The following is a 537-nucleotide window of genomic DNA, read 5'->3' on the forward strand; positions in this document are numbered from 1 at the left end:
TCTTGGACGTCTCATCGCCTAGTGAGACGTCTATTTCTTGGTATAACCTTTTCTCCCGCATCAGGGCATGGAGGATTCGAATCAGCAAATGTGCGGTGGCGACGTTTGCTTTTTTATCTCCTCGTCTCTTACGTATTCGTCGAAAGAATTGGCCGATCCGGTTCGAGGAGCGAGAGTTCGCCCAAGCCGCCTGACACAAGGCCCCTTTCAGATGCTTGTTCCCTTGCATCGTTTTTGACTTTTTTCGCTTTCCAGCGCTTTCGTTGTTCCCTGGACACACCCCCGCCCATGATGCAAACTGCGCATCACTCGGGAACATTTCCGCGACATGCGGCCCCACTTCTGCAAAGATGGTCACGGCAGATGTCCGCTCAATTCCTGGAATGGAGTCAATTTGTTCAATCCTCTCCAGGTAGGGTTCTGCCTTCGCCTCGATTCGAGCTTCCAGTTCCGTGATCCGTTTCTCCAAATAGACCAAGTGGTCCCAGTGGTCTCGAATCATCTCCCGATGATGACGGCGCAACTTGCCATTGAGCG

Annotated in this window: 1 protein-coding gene; it reads right to left on the reverse strand. The window is 52.3% G+C overall.

The features are described 5' to 3' along the window. Window positions 1-469: transposase (locus HQN87_RS31990; RefSeq protein WP_173141387.1), on the reverse strand; the 469-nt coding region annotated here is incomplete at its 3' end. Between the last annotated feature and the right edge of the window lie 68 nt (window positions 470-537).

Source organism: Paenibacillus tritici (genome assembly GCF_013204885.1).
Lineage (GTDB): Bacteria > Bacillota > Bacilli > Paenibacillales > Paenibacillaceae > Paenibacillus_AQ > Paenibacillus_AQ tritici.